Raw genomic sequence first — 20,695 nt, 5'->3', positions numbered from 1 at the left:
GGAAACAAATATAAAAAAACCCGCCGCAGCGGGTTTTGTTTTTTGCAGCAATTAGTGGCTGGTATCCAGCGGCGCGAAGTTCTTCACCAGGTCATCAATCGCTTTAATCTGGCTCAGGAAGGCTTCGAGCTTCGCCAGCGGCAGCGCGGAAGGCCCGTCGCAGCGCGCGTTGTCCGGGTCCGGGTGCGCTTCAATGAACAGGCCAGCCAGGCCGGTCGCCATCCCGGCGCGAGCCAGTTCGGTGACCTGAGCACGACGACCGCTTGACGCTGCGCCAAACGGGTCGCGGCATTGCAGGGCGTGAGTCACGTCGAAAATCACCGGCGCACCGTTAGAAACCTGCTTCATGACGCTGAAGCCCAGCATGTCGACCACCAGGTTGTCGTAGCCGAACTGCGTGCCGCGATCGCAAAGAATAATTTTGTCGTTGCCGCCTTCCGCGAACTTATCCACGATGTTGCCCATCTGGCCAGGGCTGACGAACTGTGGCTTCTTCACGTTGATCACCGCACCGGTTTTTGCCATCGCTTCAACCAGATCGGTCTGACGCGCCAGAAATGCAGGCAGCTGAATAACGTCAACCACCTCGGCAACCGGCTGGGCCTGGCTGGCTTCGTGAACGTCGGTGATGACTTTCACGCCGAAGGTCTGCTTCAGCTCCTGGAAAATCTTCATTCCCTCTTCCAGGCCCGGGCCACGGTAAGAGTGAATGGATGAACGGTTGGCTTTATCAAAAGAGGCTTTGAACACGTACGGGATACCCAACTTCTGGGTCACGGTGACGTAATGCTCGCAGATGCGCATCGCAAGGTCACGGGACTCAAGCACGTTCATGCCGCCAAAAAGCACAAACGGCAGGTCGTTTGCGACGTTGATATCACCAATGTTAACCACTTTTTGTTTCATATGTTCGCCTTATCAGGTGTGAACTTAATGCAGGGTAATCTGCTTGTGCGCAATCGAGTTGATTTGCGCCTTAATCATTTCGCTAATCGGATCTTCCGGGCACTGCTCAACAAAGTAGCTTAGGTCGCTGAGCGCCACGTGTTCACAGTCCAGCTGCGCATAAATCAGGCCGCGGTCGCGGATCTCGTAGGGGTCTTCCGGATTGAACTGCAGCAGCACTTCGCTGGCGCGCAGCGCCATCTCCATCTGCCGCTCTTCCATCAGCGCAGACTTGAGCGTGTCGAGCAGCTTGCGGATAACTTCCGCATTGTCGGACTCGTCAAGATCTTCGTCGAACAGCTCGGCCGTAGGGTTAATATTGCCCTTGATCCACACTTCCAGCGTGTGCTCGTCCAGCGTGTCGCCGTTAAACGGATTGATGAGCCACATTTCGCCATCCATCCAGTCGGCGCGCAGGATAAGCTGCGTCGGGAAGATAACCGGCATCAGCGGAATATCGAGCTGCCCGGCGATCCACAGCAGTATCGCCCCAAGCGAGACGGCGCTCCCCTGCCGGCTTTTTAAAACGTTATCCAGCCACAGGGCATCGGACAGGCGGTAAACGCCCCCTGAATCCTTAAAACCCCATTCGCCGTAAAAGAGTTCCAGCAGTTTTTCCAGCTGCAGGTCGGGATGTGTCCCCTGGCAAATTTCTTCTTTTGCCAGGCTGACCAGCCCCTTAAGCTGCGCTTCAACTTCTGCGGTCGGGAAATCATCCCGGATCAGCTGCGAGACTAAAATCATGCCTTCGCAGAGCGGTGCCTGATTAAATTCGAAATCGGCTAACGACTTCATACTTACCCCAATATCGGTATTTTAGTGGTGGCGAGTTTTATGATGATGTAGAGCACCACCAGCCCCAGCAGGAAGGCAAACCAACGAACCTGCTGGCTGCGCGGGCGTTTACCCAGCGCGATAAAACCTAAAGCGATATAGATGATAACGCCAAACAGCTTTTCAGTCAGCCACGTTCCCTGCGGCGTAAAAGGATAGAAATGCGTGAGAGCAACCAGCGCAAAACCGCTGACTAACAGCAGAGTATCATTAACATGAGGTACGATGCGCACCCAGCGCTTGCCGGACATCGCAGACCCGCGATATTGCCACCAGTAGCGTAAAACAAACAGGCTGATTGAGATTACGACGGTGAAAATATGCAGATATTTAAGTGAGAAATAAGTCGCCAAAATGTCTGTTCCTTAATGAGTCAAAGATAGCGTCCTGACGTCAGGCGATCGTTGTCGCCATAATCTTTGTAGGTTGCAACCTCGGTAAAACCCGCGTCCCGCAGCAGCAGCCGCACGCTTTCACCCTGCTTCCAGCCATGTTCCAGCACCAGCCAGCCGCCGGGTTCGAGAAAGCGGCGCGAATCGTTAACCAGCGTATCTAAATCGGCCAGGCCATGATTGCCTGCCACCAGCGCGCTTTTCGGCTCAAAGCGAACGTCGCCTTCACTGAGGTGCGGGTCGGCTTCGTCGATATACGGCGGATTGCTGACAATCAGCGCAAAACGCTGAGCATCGAGGGCGTTAAACCAGTGACTTTGCAGCACCCTGACGTTGGCTATGCCAAGATTTTCAGCGTTCCATTGCGCCAACGCCACGGCCTCCGGCACGACATCCAGCGCCGTTACCTCGCAGTCCGGACGCTCGCTTGCCAGCGCCAGGGCAATCGCCCCTGTACCGGTGCCAAGATCCAATATTGCGCATGGCGTATCCGGCAGCCTGGTTAACGCGTGTTCGACCAGGCATTCGGTATCGGGACGAGGAATAAGCGTAACCGGGGAGACGCGCAGCGGCAGCGACCAGAACTCGCGCTCGCCCACAAGATGTGCCACCGGTTCACCGCGCTCGCGCCGTACCAGCAGAGCCTCAAGCTCGCTTTGCTGGACGGGCGTCAGCGTTGTTTCGCCAAACGCGAGGATAAACGTGCGGGCTTTGCCTGTGACAAACCCAAGCAGGATCTCCGCATCCCGCTTTGGGCTTTCGCTCTGCGCCAGGCGCTGTACGGCCTGGCGAAGCCATAGCTGAAACTCCATTAATCCTGCTCGGACAGCGCCGCGAGCTGATCGGCCTGGAACTCCTGGACAATCGGCTCGATCAGGGCATCGATTTTACCTTCCATCACTTCGTCCAGACGGTAAAGCGTCAGGTTGATGCGGTGGTCGGTCACACGGCCCTGCGGGAAGTTGTAGGTACGGTTGCGGTCAGAACGGTCGCCGGAGCCCAGCAGGTTACGACGGGTAGACGCCTCTTCCAGCTGGCGTTTTGCTACTTCCGCAGCGCGAATACGCGCGCCCAGTACAGAAAGCGCTTTCGCTTTGTTTTTATGCTGGGAACGTTCGTCCTGGCACTCCACCACAATGCCGGTAGGCAAGTGGGTAATACGGATTGCAGAGTCGGTGGTGTTAACGTGCTGACCGCCCGCGCCCGAGGAGCGGAAGGTATCGATACGCAGATCCGACGGGTTAATATCCGGCAGCTCCGCTTCAGGAATTTCAGGCATCACCGCCACGGTACAGGCGGAGGTGTGAATACGCCCCTGGGATTCCGTGGCCGGCACGCGCTGCACGCGATGGCCGCCGGACTCAAACTTCAGGCGACCATAAACGCCGTCACCGCTGATTTTAGCGATAACCTCTTTAAAGCCGCCGTGTTCACCTTCGTTAGCGCTGATAATTTCGACACGCCAGCGGCGGGCCTCGGCATAACGGCTGTACATACGGAACAAATCACCGGCAAACAGCGCGGCTTCGTCCCCACCTGTGCCTGCACGAACTTCGACAAACGCATTGCGCTCATCATCGGGATCTTTTGGCAGCAGCAGCACCTGAAGCTGCTGCTCCAGCTCTTCACTGCTGGCTTTCGCTTCGGCCAGCTCTTCCTGCGCCATTTCGCGCATCTCCGGGTCGCTAAGCATGCTTTCTGCGGTTTCAATGTCTTCCTGTACCTGGCGCCATTGCAGGAAACAGCGCGATACATCGCTTAACTGGGCATATTCACGAGACAGAGCGCGAAAGCGGTCCTGATCGGCAATGGTCGATGCATCGCCAAGCAGGGCCTGAACTTCTTCATGGCGCTCCTGCAAGGCTTCCAGTTTGGCAACAATAGAAGGCTTCATGGGCGGTGGTTCACCTTGTAATAAGAGTTGTGTGTGCTAATCCAGCCCGAGGCTGTTACGCAAGATTTGCAGGCGTTCATCGTCCCCGTCACGGGCGGCCTGCGTGAGCGATTTGGTTGGAGCATGGATCAGGCGATTGGTCAGTTTCCAGGCCAGATCCTGCAATACGGACTCCGCGTCGCCACCCTGCTGCAGGGCGGCCAGCGCTTTGGCAGCGAGGTCGTCTCTGACCTGCTCTGCCTGGCTACGGTATTCGCGAATGGTCTCGGAGGCGCTTTGCGCGCGCAGCCAGGCCATAAACTCGCTGCATTCCTGAGCCACGATGGTTTCAGCCTCAACCGCCGCCGCTTTACGCTGCGCGAGGTTGCTCTGAATAATGGCCTGCAGGTCATCCACGCTGTAAAGATAGGCGTTCGCAAGTTTGCCCACTTCCGGCTCGACATCACGCGGAACGGCGATGTCCACCAGCAGCATAGGCTGATTACGACGCGCTTTAAGCGCTCGCTCCATCATCCCTTTGCCAATAATAGGCAGCGGGCTGGCGGTCGAACTAATGATGATATCGGCATCCGCCAGGCGCTCGTCGATATCGCTCAGGCTGATAACTTCGGCCCCGACCTCATCGGCCAGCACCTGGGCGCGTTCTCGGGTACGGTTGGCGATAATCATCTTCTCAACTTTATGCTCGCGCAGATGGCGGGCAACCAGTTCGATAGTCTCCCCGGCGCCGACCAGCAGGACGGTAACCGAGGAAAGAGATTCAAAGATTTGCCGCGCCAGCGTACAGGCGGCAAACGCGACGGAAACGGCGCTGGCGCCGATGTCGGTTTCGGTGCGCACGCGCTTGGCAACGGAGAAGGACTTCTGGAACATGCGTTCCAGCTCGCTGGAGCGCGAATGGCCTTTTTGTGAATCGGCAAAAGCTTTTTTCACCTGGCCGAGAATTTGCGGCTCGCCGAGAACCAGCGAATCCAGGCCGCTCGCGACGCGCATCAGATGGCTAACGGCGTCGTTGTCGTGGTGCCAGTAGAGGCTTTTACGCACTTCCTCTTCGTTGAGGTTGTGGTACTCGCACAGCCAGCGAACCAGCCGCTCGTGCAGGTTTTCCTGTTGTTCAACGCTCAGGTACAGCTCAGTTCTGTTGCAGGTCGACAGCACGACCCCGCCCTGGACCATGGGCTGTGCCAGCAAGCTGCCCAACGCCTGGTCGAGCGTGTCCGGCGAAAACGTGACGCGTTCTCGCAGCGATACTGGAGCCGTTTTGTGGTTAATTCCTAGCGCTAACAGGGTCATGGAGCGGTCTGAGTAATACCGATGTTGATAAGGATTTCTGGTCGCATCATACAGGATGAGCCGAATCAATAAAAGAGAGCTTACCCTTGCGGAGTAAGTGGATGATTTATGATTTAAGACAACTTGACCGTAGACGCCCTGCCGCCCGCCCGCTAGCATGAACGGTTGACCACAAAAATGAATTTAAGGATTTGCTGCCGCTATGTTGATGCCTAAAGCCCGTCTGATGCGCCTTCTGCCCCTTGCCAGCCTGGTACTGGCCGCCTGTTCAGTCCACCAACCGAGCGGCCCGGGCAAGAGCCCTGACTCGCCGCAGTGGTTAGAACACCAGCAACAGGTGCAAAAAATCACCCAGTATCAAACGCGCGGTGCTTTTGCTTATCTCTCCGATAGTCAAAAGGTATATGCCCGCTTTAACTGGCAGCAAACTGCGCCAGACCGCTACCGCCTGCTGTTGACCAACCCGCTCGGCAGCACCGAGCTTGAGCTCAACGCGCAGCCGGACCAGGTCCAACTGACCGACCGCGACGGCAAGCGCTACATTGCGAAAGATGCGGAAGAGATGATTGGCAAGCTGACCGGGATGCCGATTCCGCTTAACAGCCTGCGCCAGTGGATCCTCGGCCTGCCGGGCGACTCCACCGACTATAAGCTGGACGACCAGTATCGCCTGCGCGAAGTGAACTACACCCAGGACGGCAAAACCTGGAAAGTGGTGTACAGCGACTACGACAGCAAAACCCAGCCTTCTCTGCCTTCCAATATGGAACTGCGCGAAGGCGACCAGCGCATCAAGCTGAAAATGGACAGCTGGGCGGTGAAATAATGATCTCTCGTTGGCCTTCTCCTGCAAAACTGAATCTTTTTCTTTATATCACCGGCCGTCGCGCGGATGGCTATCACAACCTGCAGACGCTGTTTCAGTTTCTCGACTACGGCGACACGATAACGATAGAACCTCGGGAAGACGGCGTGATCCGGCTGGTGACGCCGATTGACGGCGTTCCAGATGAAGAAAACCTGATTGTACGTGCTGCCCGCCTGCTGGTTGAGCACGCCGCGGCGAAAGGCACGCTGCCCGCTGGTGCTGGCGCGGATTTGGGTGTTGAGAAGCGGCTGCCGATGGGCGGAGGCCTGGGCGGCGGTTCCTCCAACGCTGCAACGGTGCTGGTTGCGCTAAACGCTCTCTGGAAAACCGGCTGCAGCGAAGACGAGCTGGCCGCGCTGGGCATTCGCCTTGGCGCCGACGTACCGGTGTTTGTCAGGGGCCACGCGGCCTTTGCCGAAGGCGTAGGCGAAATTCTCACGCCGGTTGAGCCCGAAGAAAAATGGTACCTGGTGGCCCATCCCGGCGTCAGCATTCCGACGCCGCTTATTTTTGGCGATCCTGAGCTGCCGCGCGAAGCACCGATAAGGTCAATTACGACGTTGCTAAAATGTGAATTTGGCAACGATTGTGAGGTTATCGCAAGAAAACGTTTTCGCGAGGTTGATGCAGCGCTTTCCTGGCTGTTAGAATACGCGCCGTCGCGCCTGACCGGCACCGGCGCTTGTGTGTTTGCTGAATTTGACACCGAGCAGGCCGCCCGGCAGGTGCTTGAGCAAGCCCCGGAATGGCTGCATGGGTTTGTTGCGCGAGGCGTTAATAGATCTCCGCTGCATCAGGCCATATCCGGGCAAGCTGGGCATTGGTGACAACGTCACCTCGTTTCAGACGTTGCATCGTGCTCTTTAATACACCGCCTGGATGGGGGCTACCCCGCCCGCACATGATGCGGTAGCAACCATCCGCCACTGGACGCATGCCTGAGGTTCTTCTCGTGCCTGATATGAAGCTTTTTGCTGGTAACGCCACCCCGGAACTAGCACAACGTATTGCCAACCGCCTGTACACCTCCCTTGGTGACGCCGCCGTCGGTCGCTTTAGCGACGGTGAAGTAAGCGTACAAATCAACGAAAATGTACGCGGTGGTGATATTTTCATCATCCAGTCCACCTGTGCCCCAACGAACGACAACCTGATGGAACTAGTTGTTATGGTTGATGCCCTGCGCCGCGCTTCTGCAGGTCGTATCACCGCTGTTATCCCTTACTTTGGCTACGCTCGTCAGGACCGCCGCGTGCGCTCCGCTCGTGTGCCAATCACTGCGAAAGTCGTCGCTGACTTCCTCTCAAGCGTAGGGGTTGACCGTGTTCTCACCGTGGACCTGCACGCTGAACAAATCCAGGGCTTCTTTGACGTCCCGGTAGATAACGTCTTCGGTAGTCCAATTCTGCTGGAAGATATGCTGCAAATCGGCCTGGAAAACCCAATCGTGGTTTCCCCGGACATCGGCGGCGTGGTACGTGCCCGTGCTATCGCCAAGCTGCTGAACGACACCGATATGGCTATCATCGACAAGCGTCGCCCACGCGCTAACGTTTCCCAGGTTATGCACATCATCGGTGACGTGTCCGGCCGTGACTGCGTCCTGGTTGACGACATGATCGATACCGGCGGCACCCTGTGTAAAGCAGCAGAAGCGCTGAAAGAACGCGGCGCGAAACGCGTATTCGCCTACGCTACTCACCCAATCTTCTCCGGTAACGCGGTTCACAACCTGCGCAACTCGGTGATCGACGAAGTGATTGTGTGCGATACCATCCCGCTGTCTGACGAAATCAAAGCCCTGCCAAACGTCCGTACCCTGACCCTGTCCGGGATGCTGGCGGAAGCTATTCGTCGTATCAGCAACGAAGAATCTATCTCTGCAATGTTCGAGCACTGATCGACGTTGCTTTTAAAACCCGCTGCGGCGGGTTTTTTCGTTTTTGTACTACTCTTTTTCAATGCCTCCTTCACCTGCCTGAACGACAGATGATGCGCTCACGGATGGAATCACAAGTGAAAACCGTATCTTCTTCTCACGTAATGCCTTTCCGCGCCCTGATTGACGCCTGCTGGCGCGAAAAGTACACCCTGTCCCGCTTTAGCCGCGATGCTATCGCCGGCGTGACCGTGGGGATAATTGCTATCCCTCTGGCAATGGCGCTGGCCATCGGCAGCGGCGTCGCGCCGCAATATGGCCTGTATACGGCCGCCGTCGCCGGGATTGTCATTGCTCTCAGCGGCGGTTCGCGCTTCAGCGTCTCCGGCCCGACCGCTGCCTTCGTGGTGATTCTCTACCCGGTCGCACAGCAGTTTGGGCTGGCGGGGCTGCTGGTCGCCACGCTGATGTCCGGCATATTCCTGATCCTGTTTGGGCTGGCGCGCTTTGGCCGACTTATCGAGTACATCCCGCTGTCGGTAACGCTGGGCTTTACCTCCGGGATAGGCATTACCATCGCCACCATGCAGGTGAAGGACTTCTTCGGCCTGACGCTGGAGCACGTGCCGGAGCACTACCTGAATAAAGTCGCCGCGCTGGCGATGGCGATGCCCACCGTTAATATGGGCGATGCCGCCATTGGCATTGTCACCCTGGCGGTGCTGATTTTCTGGCCTCGCCTGGGGATTCGCCTGCCGGGGCATCTGCCTGCGCTGCTGGCGGGCTGTGCCGTGATGGCTATCGTGACTTCTCTGGGCGGGGACGTGGCGACCATTGGTTCACGCTTCCATTATGTTCTTGCCGACGGAAGCCAGGGGAACGGCATCCCCCAGCTGTTGCCTCAGTTAATGCTGCCGTGGAACATGCCAAATTCGGACTTTACGCTGAGCTGGGACTCGCTGAGCGCCCTGCTCCCTGCGGCATTCTCTATGGCAATGCTGGGCGCCATCGAATCGTTGCTCTGCGCGGTGGTGCTGGACGGCATGACCGGCACAAAACATAACGCTAACAGCGAACTGGTTGGCCAGGGGCTGGGGAATATTATTGCTCCGTTCTTCGGCGGTATTACCGCCACCGCCGCGATTGCCCGCTCTGCCGCTAACGTGCGTGCCGGGGCTACCTCGCCGGTGGCCGCCATTATTCACTCGTTGCTGGTTATCCTGGCGCTGCTGGCACTTGCCCCTCTGCTTTCCTGGCTCCCGCTCTCTGCGATGGCCGCCCTACTATTGATGGTGGCGTGGAACATGAGCGAAGCGCACAAAGTCGTGAACCTGCTGCGCCGCGCGCCGAAAGACGACATCATCGTGATGCTGATTTGTATGTCGCTGACCGTGCTGTTTGACATGGTAATCGCCATCAGCGTGGGTATTGTGCTGGCATCACTGCTGTTTATGCGCCGCATTGCCCGAATGACCCGCCTCGCACCGCTCAATAACGTGAATACGCCTGAAGATGTTCTTGCCCTGCGCGTAACCGGGCCGCTGTTCTTTGCCGCTGCCGAAGGATTATTCACTCAGCTAGGCCAGCAGGTGCCGGGCCATCGCGTGGTTATTTTGCAGTGGGCTGCGGTGCCGGTACTCGACGCGGGCGGTCTGGATGCCTTCCAGCGGTTTGTAGAGAAAATGCCGGAAGGCTGTGAGCTGCGGGTGACGAACCTTGAATTCCAGCCGCTGCGCACCCTCGCACGGGCTGGCGTACGGCCGATACCTGGCCGCCTGGCCTTCTTCCCTGACGTTCAGGCCGCACTGGCCGCCGACTAGCGGCCAGTTTCACGCCTACTGAGCGGCCTCACGTCGCCGCCTGCTGGTCACGCTTTCACGGTTCACGCCCCAGTTGTCGGTGTCGACCTCGTCGATAACCACAAACGTATCGGCAGGCTTTTTATTCAGCACATGCTCCAGCAGATCGGTCACGCCCTCAATCAGCGCAAGCTTCTGCTCTGCGCTGACGCCTTCCCGGGTAACGCGAATATTAACGTAAGGCATGGCGGTTCTCCTGTTACCACACGCCAGCGGTGCTGCCGCCGTCGACGGCCATGACGGTCCCGCTGACAAATTCAGAATCCGTCAGATACAGCACGGCGTTCACCACATCCTGCACGCTGCCGGTTTTCCCGCTCGGTGACAGCGTGCTGAGAAAACCTGCCGTACCCGAGTAATCGCTATGCAGCGGCGTCTCGATAATCCCCGGCGCAACGGCGTTAACCCGCACATTATCCGCCGCCAGCTCTAAAGCCAGCGCCCGGGTTGCCTGGTTTACCCCCCCCTTCACCATCACCGGTAATAAAGCAGGCACCTTGACGTTGGGCTGCATCGCCACGCTTGCCGTAATGTTTACGATATGCCCCGCTTTGTTTTTGCTCATATGACTGGCGGCGAGCTGGGACGGAAACAGGAACCCTTTCAGGTTGGTGTTAATCATCGCGTCAATATCCTGCTCGCTGTACTCACTCGCCGGTTTCGGGATAAAGATCCCGGCGTTATTAATCAGGATATCGACACGTCCAAAAGCGGCGATAGCCTGCTTAAACAGCGTTTCTGCGGTTGCCTTCAGCGCAATGTCCCCGGCCACCGGCAGAAAATTCTGCGGATTACCCAGGCTTGCCGCCGCCGTCTCTAAGCGCTTCAGGGTGCGGCCATTGCCGACAACATTGTAGCCTCGCGCCAGGTAAGCCTGCGCAATAGCCAGGCCAATACCGCTTGAGGCGCCGGTAACAATAACGGTTGGGGTTGAGTTCATGATGTGCTCCAGTGTGTGAGTGTGTGTGGAGCCCACTATACTTATGACATAATGACCAATAAATTAGCCATCCGTAACATGACAAGATACCTCATGTAATAGATAAACGGGAAACCTCGCCATGAAACGCCAGTTCGAAGAGATGCAGATAGGCACGCTGGAGCTGTTTTGCCAGGCCGCAGAGCAGCTGAGCTTCAGCGCAGCTGCCAATGTTATGGGCATCACGCCCGCGGCGGTCAGCCGCTCTATTGCGCGGCTTGAAGAGCGATTAGGCGTACGCCTGTTCGTGCGCACCACCCGGCAGATAAGATTAACCGAAAGCGGGGAACGTTACTTTCGCCAGTGCCAGCAGGCGCTGCAGCAGCTCAGAGAAGCCGAGCGAGAAGTGACGGGCGCGCAGAGTGAACCTGCGGGCGTACTGCGCATAAGCCTGCCCACTCCCTACGCCCACCATCGCGTGCTGCCGCTGCTGCCTGAATTCAGACAGATCCACCCGCGCGTGTCCGTTCAGGTTCACATCAGCAACCGTAATATCGATTTTGCCGACGAAAGTTACGACATTGCCATTCGCGGACGTTCGCCCGCGGATTCCTCGCTAATTGCCCGTAAGCTCGAAGACGCGGAACTGATCACGGTTGCTTCACCGGCCTATCTGGCTCGGACTGGCATACCTAAAACGCTCGACGAATTGGCGCTGCACGAGTGCATTCAGTTTGAATTGCCCAGCACCGGGCGCAAAGTACCCTGGACATTCAGCCTCGACGGTAAAAATACCGACATTTTCACCCACGGCAGCTTCACCTGCGCAGAAGATGTACTGGGCAGCGTGACGCTTGCCAGAAGCGGCGCGGGCCTGATTCAGACCTACAGGTTCAACGTGGAACAGGACCTGGCCGACGGTTCACTGATTGAGGTGCTGCCGGAGCACGGCGGCACCTCACGACCGTTTATTTTACTCTATCCTCATGCCCGTCATCTCTCTTTGCGGGTCAGGAGCCTGGTTGATTTCTTAGTCCAGCGGCTTGGAACATAGCGCCAATCGCCTGCTGCAGCCAGGCCAGCACCTCCGGCGTCATCCAGGTTCCTTTGACCAGTTCGGGCTCCTGAGCCATTGCGGCACGGAATTTTTGCTGTGTCAGCGGTGAAGTCCCGGCAAACGACTGAAACAGCTCCAGCCAGCGGCGAGCAAGCTGCTGCGCCTGCTCTGAGTCAGCTTTCACGCCCTGTGCATTAGCCTTTCGCACCTCCGCCACCAGCGGCGGCCACTCCTGCATGCGGTCGAAATAGTGGCTGCTGGTGAAAGCAAACTCTTCCTCGTTGAGGTAACGCCGGTAAATATCCAGCTTGCCGTGGCCAAATGCGCGGGTCACGTAGTCGGTCATCTCCGCTGAGATCCCCGTCTGCCGGGCCATGTCAGGCTCGGCCTGATGCATTTTGTTCAGTCGAACCAAAAAGTCAGGTTCACCCGCCGTGTCGCGCTCCAGCATTTCCATCCACTGCGTTGCTAACCGCTGTGCCCGCACATCGGCAGGCGATACGCCCTGCTGGCAAAGCGCGGCAACTTGCCCCACAAGCTGCTTCCATTCATCGTCACGGTGGCTGTCAGCCTGCGCAAAAGGCAGGCGCTGTAACTCTTCTTTTGAAAAATAGCGATCGTACATCGTCATTAACTCCAGCGTAGTAAGCCATTCCTCGAGGTCAGGTTCTGCGCCGCTGCGAAGGGTTTCCCGCAGCGTAACCAGGCGCTGGCGCAGCACGGCAATTTCCGCCAGCTGGCCGTCCAGCATTGAGATCTGCGAATCCAGGATCTCCTGGAGCGACAGCGCCTGACGCTCAAGACAGTCGCGCACCTCGTTCAGGCTCATCCCCATTCGGCTTAGCGCCTGAATATGGTGCAGCCTGGTGATGTCCTGCCGGTTATACAAACGGTAACCGGCGGCGGTGCGGGCAGAAGGAAGCAGCAGGCCCATCGCTTCGTAATGGTGTAGCGTGCGTACCGTGATACCGGCGCGCTTTGCCAGTTCGCCTACTTTAAACAACATGTCCTGCTCCTTTTGGCTTCTGCTGAGGGGGAGTTTGCAGCCTCACGTTACGTGAGGGTCAACCCGGTAAGCATAAAAAAAACGGCCCCTGAAAAGGAGCCGTTTCTTCGAATCTGCTAAATATTAGCTGTGGCGATGATGCTCATCCCGGCGGCAGCGCTTGTCGTAGTGGCGAACCCACCAGTAACGGTCACAAACCTGCTCGCGCCCGCCGATACGTGCCCCAGCGAGCCAAAGTACGGCCCCGACGAAAATGCTCATCACTGCACCGTGGGCGAAAAATTGAGGCAAATTTAGCTGCGGGAGCTGGTTCAGAACCGAATAGCCCACGCCGACCACCATCACAACCAGTCCCAATCCCATGAGGACATTACCGAGTAACGAAGCGTTTCTGCGTTTCATATGTCACCTCCGCAAGTATACGGGTCGGTGGGGAACATCCCCTTTCCTTGTGACTAAAGTATAGACAATGCCCCTAAAGAGCATGTGCGTGGGCGATCACAATTACGAACGAAAGCTCTACAAAAGTTTACAAATAAGCGCCTGAGTTACTTGAAATTCTAATGGTTCAGATCGTCAACTATTCAAGAATGTGTCGGCGCGGGGATTGCGCTTTGTCAACGCCGCCGTCGCGCAGTAAACTACGCCGCTGTGAACGGTTTTCAGGAATTTAAACGTGAGCATCAAATTAATTGTCGGCCTGGCTAACCCAGGCGCTGAATACGCCGCGACCCGCCATAACGCCGGGGCCTGGTATGTGGATTTACTGGCCGAGCGCCATAACCAGTCGCTGAAAGAAGAAGCGAAGTTTTTTGGCTATACCGCCCGGATTAACCTCGGCGGTGAAGACGTCCGGCTGCTGGTTCCGACCACGTTTATGAACCTCAGCGGGAAAGCTGTCGCGGCCATGGCCACCTTCTTCCGCATCGCGCCGGATGAAATTCTGGTTGCGCACGACGAGCTGGATTTGCCTCCGGGCGTCGCGAAATTCAAGCTTGGCGGCGGCCACGGCGGGCATAACGGCCTGAAAGATATCATCAGCAAACTGGGTAATAACCCGAACTTTCATCGGTTACGCGTCGGGATCGGTCATCCGGGCGATAAAAACAAAGTTGTCGGCTTCGTGCTCGGTAAACCGCCGGTCAGCGAACAGAAGCTGATTGACGATGCCGTGGACGAAGCGGCGCGCTGCACCGAGGTATGGCTGAAAGAAGGTCTGACAAAAGCGACCAATCGTCTGCACGCCTTTAAAGCACAATAATCCGTTCTTCCGCCCTGCTGGAAAGGATTTCCGCGCCCGCTGACGGCGGTTTAAGTGTATAATGCGCAAAGTTATCTACATTTTTTCAATGAAAACGTTAAAATTCATTGATTATCAAGCAATTAAGGTGATTTAAACCATGGGATTCAAATGCGGTATCGTCGGCTTGCCGAACGTTGGTAAATCCACTCTGTTCAACGCGCTGACCAAAGCGGGTATTGAAGCGGCTAACTTCCCGTTCTGTACCATCGAGCCGAACACGGGCGTTGTACCTATGCCGGACCCGCGTCTGGACAAGCTGGCCGAAATCGTTAAACCGCAGCGTATTCTGCCGACCACCATGGAGTTCGTGGACATCGCTGGCCTGGTAAAAGGCGCGTCTAAAGGTGAAGGCCTGGGCAACCAGTTCCTGACCAACATCCGTGAAACCGAAGCTATCGGCCACGTGGTGCGCTGCTTTGAAAACGACAACATCATCCACGTAAATAATAAAGTGGATCCGGCTGACGATATTGAAGTTATCAACACCGAGCTGGCACTGTCTGACCTGGATACCTGTGAACGCGCTATTCACCGCGTGCAGAAGAAGGCCAAAGGCGGCGACAAAGACGCTAAAGCCGAGCTGGCCGCGCTGGAAAAATGCCTGCCACAGCTGGAAAACGCCGGTATGCTGCGCGCGCTGAACCTGACCGAAGAAGATAAAGCCGCCATCAAATACCTGAGCTTCCTGACCCTGAAGCCAACCATGTACATCGCCAACGTTAACGAAGACGGTTTTGAAAATAACCCGTACCTCGATAAAGTTCGCGAAATTGCCGCAGGCGAAGGTTCCGTCGTGGTTGCCGTGTGTGCTGCGGTAGAATCCGACATCGCCGAGCTGGACGACGCTGACCGTGACGAGTTCATGGCCGAGCTGGGTCTGGAAGAGCCTGGCCTGAACCGCGTGATCCGCGCAGGCTACGAGCTGCTGAACCTGCAAACTTACTTCACCGCTGGCGTGAAAGAAGTGCGTGCGTGGACCATCCCTGTCGGTGCTACCGCCCCACAGGCCGCGGGTAAAATCCACACCGACTTCGAAAAAGGCTTCATCCGCGCGCAGACCATCGCCTATGAAGACTTCATTACCTACAAAGGCGAGCAAGGCGCGAAAGAAGCCGGCAAAATGCGCGCCGAAGGTAAAGACTACGTTGTGAAAGACGGCGACGTGATGAACTTCTTGTTCAACGTCTAAATAAAATCTGCTGTCTCATGAGGTTTCACTGAATCTCATAACAACGGCAAAATCCTATAGAATCCACGCAATTGCGTGGATTTTTTTCATTTCATAGCGTCTCAGGCAGTTTCGTAGAAGCGCAATCAAATATGAGTATGCAGGTGAGTACATTTTTTAATCAAGTGGTAATTGATATAGCGGCTGTGCCCGCACTTGATATTCCTCTTTTTTGAAAGAAATCTACGAAAAAACCATTATCATGGGTGGAAGCTAACATCCTTCCCATTCACTAAACCTATGATTAGGTGATATTAATATGATTAGTTTCTTTAAAGAAAAAATAAATATTCACTCTGATAATTTACAAAGTGCCATTAATAAAAAAACAAACAATACATCGCTATCTAACAAGTCGTTGGAAAAGTTAGTGAGTATAGTAAACACTCAGTATGAATTTAAAAATAGAGAGGCTGAATTTATAATCCGAGGTACCCCTTGCAGTACCAATGTAAATTACAGAGAGGTTTCAAAATTAATCAAGGAAATAAAAACCATTAAATCTTTCAAAGATGATTCATTTATCAACTCTCAAATTCACTCCTGGGAAGTCAATGCTAAAAAATTATTAAAAACAAATTACATTCCTGATGATGAGAAGCAATTATTGGGTAAGGGATCAAGAGGAACTGTATATAAAGATGGTGAATCTATTCTAAAGAAAACGAAAAACTTAACAGTAAATGAAATTTTTCATGAAGCAAATATGTGCAATGAATATCATATAAAAATACAGAGTTTTAAAAAACCAGCCACTATAGTAGAAAAACGTATTGAAATGCCATTCATCAACGGCAAGACTCCAAATTTCCAGGACACACTAACAGGCGTCAACGATCTATTTAAAAATGGATTTTTTATGGGTGATGCAAAACCATCTAACTTTTTGAAAACGTCAATAGGCACCGTGGAACCCATAGATTTCGGACTTGTATTTAAGCGTGATACATTAGAATGTATTGACGATGAAGTGAAAAAAAACATAATCTCCGACTATATTAAAGGTGGGTTCAGATACATTCCAAATGAAATCAAGAAAGAATATCATTCATGCATTGCACAACTGGATGATATGCTTGGGAAAGATAGCCCCACAAGAAAAATAAATATTAAAACACTATCAAAAGCAGGGCTTTAAATTGCACCCATGAAAACCTCATATCTTCATCCATAAAAAACCTTAAAATCAAATATATATCAAATGATGGTATGATCATGAAGAAAAGTTATTGCTTGCAGAAATAATATATAAAAATAATCCACGCCCCGGCGTGGATTATTTTATGAATGCGACGGATTTTACAATTACGAGTCCGGAAGAATTGCCGGTAATACAGCCTGCCAGGCTTGAAGAATACGGTGTAGCGTATTGGTATTTTTCACGCCTAGCTTATGTAACCCTCTTCTCGTATGCGTGCTAACGGTCTTTTCGCTGATGCTAAACATCTCGGCAAGATGCTTACGGTTAGAGACTTTGTATAACGCCTTAATTATCATCTCTTCTCTGCGGGTCAAAATAGCCATTGTCTCGTCATCGAAGTCCTTTTCAGGACTCGCTTGAAGGCGACTGGCATATGCGTTGAGAGTAGCATTTTTGCTTAAAAAGGCATGGCTGCAATATACCAGAGCGCTGAATGAATCATTGATATCTGCATGGCGTAATTTATCACCATGGAAAATATAGACGTACTCGCTGCCCGCATCAAAAACTATCATTCCGGAGGAATTACTGATATCAAGTTTTTCAATTAATGAACGTACACCAAGAATAAAATAATTATCGCAGGAATAAATCTGCACAACACCATCCGTTCTCAAGCTGAAATATTTAATTAAAAGGCCTGCTAAGCAGGCCTTGAGTATGCTGACAGAGCGGGGGGATTAGTTGGCGCGCATAAAGACCGGTTTCGGCGGCACGCCCGGAGGGCAATGGTCCAACAGCGCCGTAAATGCCGTCAATGCCTCATCTTTTTCTTTGTTACGCATCGCAATCTCTGCAGGGGTTGTGGCAAGCATTAGATTTACATCCAAATCAAATGTTTGTGCGATACCCATAATCCCAACAACGCTAGGGTCGTGTTGACGGCTCTCCATATTGATGTTTGCTAAAGATATTTCTTTATATGAACGCATGACAGAAAGTAGCGAAATAAATTTATCTTTATTCTCCCGGCCGTTAGCATCAGCTGAATTAAATTTACTTTCAAAAATTTTATTCACTTCGGCTTTATTATCCTTGCTGGCCATCAGCGCCCTGCGCTCTTCAGGAGAAAATTTATTATCCGCCAGCGTTTGCCCCATCCATTGCTTAATCAAAAAACCTGCTTCAACATTGTTAACTTCATCACTTTTGATCGCCTCCAGAAATGCAGTCTGGTCGGTCAAACGCTGATTAAATTCGCTAAGTTTGATCGCTGGACTCTGTCGAAACATACCATTTATAGAGCCAGGGTCAGCTTCCATTTTCCGCACTAACTCCTGACAGAATATCCTCGTGTCGGCTCCCGAGATAGGATTAAGCGTAGCCACAGGCGGCGTTGACACAGGAGATGTTGACGCAGGAGATGTTGACGCAGGAGCGTCAGTAGCCGAGGGACTCATCCTCTCACTAAGGCGATGGAAACCTGCAATGACCGCATCTTTCATCGCTACCAGCGAGTTGTATACTTTTGTCACGCAAGAAAGAAATCCCTGCTGGACACTATTCATGGCATTCCCTGCGGCCGTGGCGGCTTTGGCACTGGCGCTGGCCATCGCCTGGTACAGTTCAGCAGGCGGAATCGGCATTGTAATCATTAGATAGTTTCCTTATTAATTTACTGTCGCACTCCCCATGTTCAGGCGACATTGAACGAACTGCGTTATGCACTTTCCTGCACGCGCTGGATAATATCCGCAACGGTTAGGCTGCTACTGATATCGGACTCCGGTATCGTTACACCTATCTCTTCTAGTCGCATCAGGAGGTCTATAAGCTCAACGGAGTCCATTGCCAGGTCGGTAATTAAACTATCCTCCAGTTTAATATTTCCTGGTAGAACGCCGTTGACCTGATAAATGAGATTAGCCACCAGCGAAGCTACCGTTTTATCAATCACTGTTTCATTCATGGTTAATAACCTATTGCTCGCGTCGGCTTATGAACTCCGCTAACTTTTCCTGAAAAGGAAGTTTTTCTTTGTCCTGCTCAACACTCTTATTTTCCAGAGCATCGAATTCAGATTGATCTCTTGGCCTTAACTTCGAAATCACCGCATCCAGTTCGGCTAAGTCAGATTGGGAACCCTTAGGAACGAAACTCACCGGCTTCGGCTCCCTGTTCCATGAATTCACAGTGCGTACCGTTGTGTAAACATACTCGTTGCTAAACCTATTCCCGGGCATATTTACGGCGGCAGCATTAATTCGCGTTGGCTGGAAACCATCAGCTGCAGATTTACGGCTAACCTCTTCACCATGCTTGCGAAGCATTCCGCCATCAGTTGAATCCATGCCTGGATTGGCAGTTTTGACACCTGCGGGTGCCCTGTTAGCCGCCGAACCGTCACTGCGCACCTGAGGATTTAGTGGGGGTTCAGGTTCAGGCCTTATCAGGCTATCCGTTAAGTTCTTCTCAACGTCATGATCCGCTGTTAGTTTTGCCTTTTCTTCTTCAGACGCCACGGCACCGTTTTTATCCAGGTGAGCGAAGGCTGAAGGAGCCCTTTGATTCAAAGCTTCAAACTTATCCGCCAGCGTTACGACTTTTGCGCTTGCCCGCTCAGGTGTAGTCTCTGGCCCAAGGGGTATAAAATGCTTCGGCGTTGAAGTTCTGCGATTCAACGGATCGATGTTGCGCGTGGTGGTGTAAATAAAATCACCGCTTGATAAAGAAGTGCGGCCGGATGGCTCATTTTTCTCGCGCAGCACGACGCCATCGACGTTGTCCGCTTCCAAATTTTGCGCATGCTGCATTTTGGACGCCTCGCCGCCGAACGCCGTCTTCAGCCTGTTTTGTTCAACCACAATGGTTGGCTGTTGCTGAACTTTGGGCTCAGGACCAGGGCTCGCATCGTTAACAGTTTCCGTTTCAGTCGCACCCTCAGTTTGAGTAGCGATGCTCTTTAATTCACGCGTTGGTGTCTGGGTTTCAATTTCCCGCCTGGCAACGTTTTGCTGCGGAGTGTCGACAGCTGGCTCTTGCCTGTAGCCCTGTACGCCAGCCAGATTTCCAAGGAAGTTGCTCCCGCCTCCAATGCCAGCATTAAACAGGTCTTTAATGAGACCCACCTTTTCAATATTGGTAAGACCTGAATCGAGAATGTGCTTAACAATCGCAGAATTAGAGTCCGCGGGCGCGGTATTCGCCGCACCAACTGAATGGGTAATATCGCCAACACTCCCCCCCTGGCTGGTGATATTCAGGGTAATGCCGCCCTGCCCTGGCCCGGTTGGAATAAATACTCGTTGGTTATCTGCACCACCGTCGGGGTTAGGATTCAGCGTCTCCGGGCCTTGTGGTGCAGGGGTCACCGGTTCCGCATCATAAAATGTCAGCGTTTTCGAAATAGCGGCACAGTCATTGACGAAAAAGTTCAGCTTCTGGGCCATCGTTTCCCATGGCTGATCGGGCTGTGTCAGACCTTCCACGTCGTGCTTCAGCGTAGATTTGCAAACATCCAGACATTGCTTGAAGATGGCCTTGTCGTGAGTATCCACTGACCTCGCCTGGTGATGATCTTCCCAGGCTTCCATGCAGTGTTCAATATACTTGTTGATGACCTTTTCAAAAGCACCCTCGCTGTATTTTGAAACCAGGCCTGAGAGTTCCTTTGTTACCTTCTGCTCTTTATTTTCATTGCCGTTAGCTTCGGCAAGTTTCTTACAAACTTTATCAAGTTTGGCTATATCGTCTGCATTACCGCTATCCTGCACATCCTTATAGATAACACCGATAAGCGTTCTGATCTTATTTCCTTCTGGGCTTAAATCCTTTTGAAGGAAATCGGCGGGAAGGTTTTTTTGCGCCTCATGCAAAACAAGCTGTTTTGCATTAACGGTCTGATGCGGGTGTTGTCTAAATAGGGCTATCGGATCGTTTCTACCTTCTGCAATCAGATTGATAAAAGCGGGTCTGTCGGTCGCGCATGCAGAGCTATCCATGCCTCTGGCATGGATAGATTGAATATCCTGTCTGACTGCACCATTAATAGATCCAAGCATAATAATAGCTCCTCAA

At 53.6% G+C, this 20,695-nt stretch carries 22 protein-coding genes; 8 read left to right on the top strand and 14 right to left on the bottom strand.

Translation table 11 applies throughout. The annotated features are described in order from the left end of the window. Nucleotides 1-51 precede the first annotated feature (51 nt). The 6 genes from kdsA to hemA are packed head-to-tail and all read right to left on the bottom strand — an operon-like array spanning nucleotide 52 to nucleotide 5,358. Complete coding sequence (kdsA, locus tag JT31_RS22350; protein ID WP_038482402.1) at nucleotides 52-906, bottom strand: 3-deoxy-8-phosphooctulonate synthase; 855 nt, start codon at nucleotides 904-906, stop codon at nucleotides 52-54. A gap of 24 nt (nucleotides 907-930) precedes the next feature. Then, nucleotides 931-1,740, bottom strand: a complete 810-nt coding sequence (gene sirB1 / locus JT31_RS22345; protein ID WP_038482399.1) for an invasion regulator SirB1 — start codon at nucleotides 1,738-1,740, stop codon at nucleotides 931-933. Between the two features lie 2 nt (nucleotides 1,741-1,742). Next, nucleotides 1,743-2,132: a SirB2 family protein gene (locus tag JT31_RS22340; RefSeq protein ID WP_038482397.1), complete on the bottom strand. Its 390-nt coding sequence runs from the start codon at nucleotides 2,130-2,132 to the stop codon at nucleotides 1,743-1,745. A 20-nt stretch (nucleotides 2,133-2,152) separates the two neighbouring features. After that, the gene (gene prmC, locus JT31_RS22335) at nucleotides 2,153-2,983 is read right to left on the bottom strand and encodes a peptide chain release factor N(5)-glutamine methyltransferase (RefSeq protein WP_038482394.1); all 831 of its coding nucleotides are present in this window, start codon (nucleotides 2,981-2,983) and stop codon (nucleotides 2,153-2,155) included. Beyond that, a complete protein-coding gene (gene prfA / locus JT31_RS22330) occupies nucleotides 2,983-4,065 on the bottom strand; it encodes a peptide chain release factor 1 (RefSeq protein ID WP_038482392.1) in 1,083 nt (360 codons plus the stop codon). The genes prmC and prfA overlap by 1 nt, the downstream gene beginning before the upstream one ends. A gap of 36 nt (nucleotides 4,066-4,101) precedes the next feature. Beyond that, nucleotides 4,102-5,358 (bottom strand): glutamyl-tRNA reductase, encoded by a 1,257-nt coding sequence (gene hemA, locus JT31_RS22325; protein ID WP_038482389.1) that lies wholly within the window; start codon nucleotides 5,356-5,358, stop codon nucleotides 4,102-4,104. Between the two features lie 202 nt (nucleotides 5,359-5,560). On the opposite strand from hemA, the gene lolB reads away from it, so the two are divergent. From lolB to dauA, 4 genes are all read left to right on the top strand, one after another. Next, a complete protein-coding gene (gene lolB / locus JT31_RS22320) occupies nucleotides 5,561-6,184 on the top strand; it encodes a lipoprotein insertase outer membrane protein LolB (RefSeq protein ID WP_038482387.1) in 624 nt (207 codons plus the stop codon). Beyond that, nucleotides 6,184-7,053, top strand: coding sequence for a 4-(cytidine 5'-diphospho)-2-C-methyl-D-erythritol kinase (gene ispE, locus JT31_RS22315; RefSeq protein WP_038482384.1), 870 nt, complete (start codon nucleotides 6,184-6,186; stop codon nucleotides 7,051-7,053). Before lolB ends, ispE begins: the two co-directional genes overlap by 1 nt. Nucleotides 7,054-7,178: 125 nt before the next feature. Then, nucleotides 7,179-8,126: a ribose-phosphate diphosphokinase gene (gene prs, locus JT31_RS22310; RefSeq protein ID WP_008454180.1), complete on the top strand. Its 948-nt coding sequence runs from the start codon at nucleotides 7,179-7,181 to the stop codon at nucleotides 8,124-8,126. Nucleotides 8,127-8,269: 143 nt separating this feature from the next. Next, nucleotides 8,270-9,925, top strand: a complete 1,656-nt coding sequence (gene dauA, locus JT31_RS22305; RefSeq protein WP_038482378.1) for a C4-dicarboxylic acid transporter DauA — start codon at nucleotides 8,270-8,272, stop codon at nucleotides 9,923-9,925. A gap of 15 nt (nucleotides 9,926-9,940) precedes the next feature. On the opposite strand, the gene JT31_RS22300 is transcribed toward dauA, so the two are convergent. Next, on the bottom strand, nucleotides 9,941-10,150 hold the full coding sequence (locus tag JT31_RS22300; RefSeq protein ID WP_038482375.1) for a tautomerase family protein: 210 nt from the start codon (nucleotides 10,148-10,150) through the stop codon (nucleotides 9,941-9,943). 13 nt (nucleotides 10,151-10,163) lie between these two features. Further along, entirely contained in the window at nucleotides 10,164-10,904 is a 741-nt protein-coding gene (locus JT31_RS22295) for an SDR family NAD(P)-dependent oxidoreductase (RefSeq protein ID WP_038482372.1), read from the bottom strand. Between the two features lie 121 nt (nucleotides 10,905-11,025). On the opposite strand from JT31_RS22295, the gene JT31_RS22290 reads away from it, so the two are divergent. Next, nucleotides 11,026-11,937 carry a LysR family transcriptional regulator gene (locus JT31_RS22290; RefSeq protein WP_038482369.1) on the top strand — a complete coding sequence of 304 codons (912 nt, stop codon included), beginning with the start codon at nucleotides 11,026-11,028 and terminating at the stop codon, nucleotides 11,935-11,937. Here JT31_RS22290 and JT31_RS22285 read toward each other — a convergent pair. Both JT31_RS22285 and ychH read right to left on the bottom strand, forming a co-directional pair. Continuing rightward, complete coding sequence (locus JT31_RS22285) at nucleotides 11,894-12,946, bottom strand: MerR family transcriptional regulator (RefSeq protein ID WP_038482366.1); 1,053 nt, start codon at nucleotides 12,944-12,946, stop codon at nucleotides 11,894-11,896. The genes JT31_RS22290 and JT31_RS22285 overlap by 44 nt on opposite strands. A 123-nt stretch (nucleotides 12,947-13,069) precedes the next feature. Then, nucleotides 13,070-13,348: a stress-induced protein YchH gene (ychH, locus tag JT31_RS22280; RefSeq protein ID WP_038482363.1), complete on the bottom strand. Its 279-nt coding sequence runs from the start codon at nucleotides 13,346-13,348 to the stop codon at nucleotides 13,070-13,072. 274 nt (nucleotides 13,349-13,622) lie between these two features. Between ychH and pth the strand changes: the two genes are divergently transcribed. From pth to JT31_RS22830, 3 genes are all read left to right on the top strand, one after another. Then, nucleotides 13,623-14,207, top strand: coding sequence for an aminoacyl-tRNA hydrolase (pth, locus tag JT31_RS22275; protein ID WP_008454164.1), 585 nt, complete (start codon nucleotides 13,623-13,625; stop codon nucleotides 14,205-14,207). 139 nt (nucleotides 14,208-14,346) lie between these two features. Continuing rightward, nucleotides 14,347-15,438, top strand: a complete 1,092-nt coding sequence (gene ychF, locus JT31_RS22270) for a redox-regulated ATPase YchF (protein ID WP_038482359.1) — start codon at nucleotides 14,347-14,349, stop codon at nucleotides 15,436-15,438. A gap of 298 nt (nucleotides 15,439-15,736) precedes the next feature. Beyond that, nucleotides 15,737-16,615, top strand: a complete 879-nt coding sequence (locus JT31_RS22830) for a hypothetical protein (protein WP_052049054.1) — start codon at nucleotides 15,737-15,739, stop codon at nucleotides 16,613-16,615. A gap of 167 nt (nucleotides 16,616-16,782) precedes the next feature. Here the strand turns inward: JT31_RS22830 and JT31_RS22260 are convergent, their stop codons facing one another. The 4 genes from JT31_RS22260 to JT31_RS22245 form a co-directional block, all read right to left on the bottom strand. Then, the gene (locus tag JT31_RS22260; RefSeq protein WP_038482356.1) at nucleotides 16,783-17,277 is read right to left on the bottom strand and encodes a LuxR C-terminal-related transcriptional regulator; all 495 of its coding nucleotides are present in this window, start codon (nucleotides 17,275-17,277) and stop codon (nucleotides 16,783-16,785) included. An 81-nt stretch (nucleotides 17,278-17,358) separates the two neighbouring features. Next, complete coding sequence (locus JT31_RS23825; RefSeq protein WP_144244079.1) at nucleotides 17,359-18,273, bottom strand: hypothetical protein; 915 nt, start codon at nucleotides 18,271-18,273, stop codon at nucleotides 17,359-17,361. A 65-nt stretch (nucleotides 18,274-18,338) separates the two neighbouring features. Then, nucleotides 18,339-18,587, bottom strand: a complete 249-nt coding sequence (locus tag JT31_RS22250) for an acyl carrier protein (RefSeq protein ID WP_038482350.1) — start codon at nucleotides 18,585-18,587, stop codon at nucleotides 18,339-18,341. 10 nt (nucleotides 18,588-18,597) lie between these two features. After that, complete coding sequence (locus JT31_RS22245) at nucleotides 18,598-20,679, bottom strand: hypothetical protein (RefSeq protein WP_038482347.1); 2,082 nt, start codon at nucleotides 20,677-20,679, stop codon at nucleotides 18,598-18,600. Nucleotides 20,680-20,695: the final 16 nt, after the last annotated feature.

Source organism: Cedecea neteri, from assembly GCF_000757825.1.
In the GTDB taxonomy this organism is placed as follows: domain Bacteria; phylum Pseudomonadota; class Gammaproteobacteria; order Enterobacterales; family Enterobacteriaceae; genus Cedecea; species Cedecea selenatireducens.
The sequence above is the reverse complement of the archived record's forward strand: the minus strand, read 5'-3'. Positions and strand labels throughout refer to the sequence as shown.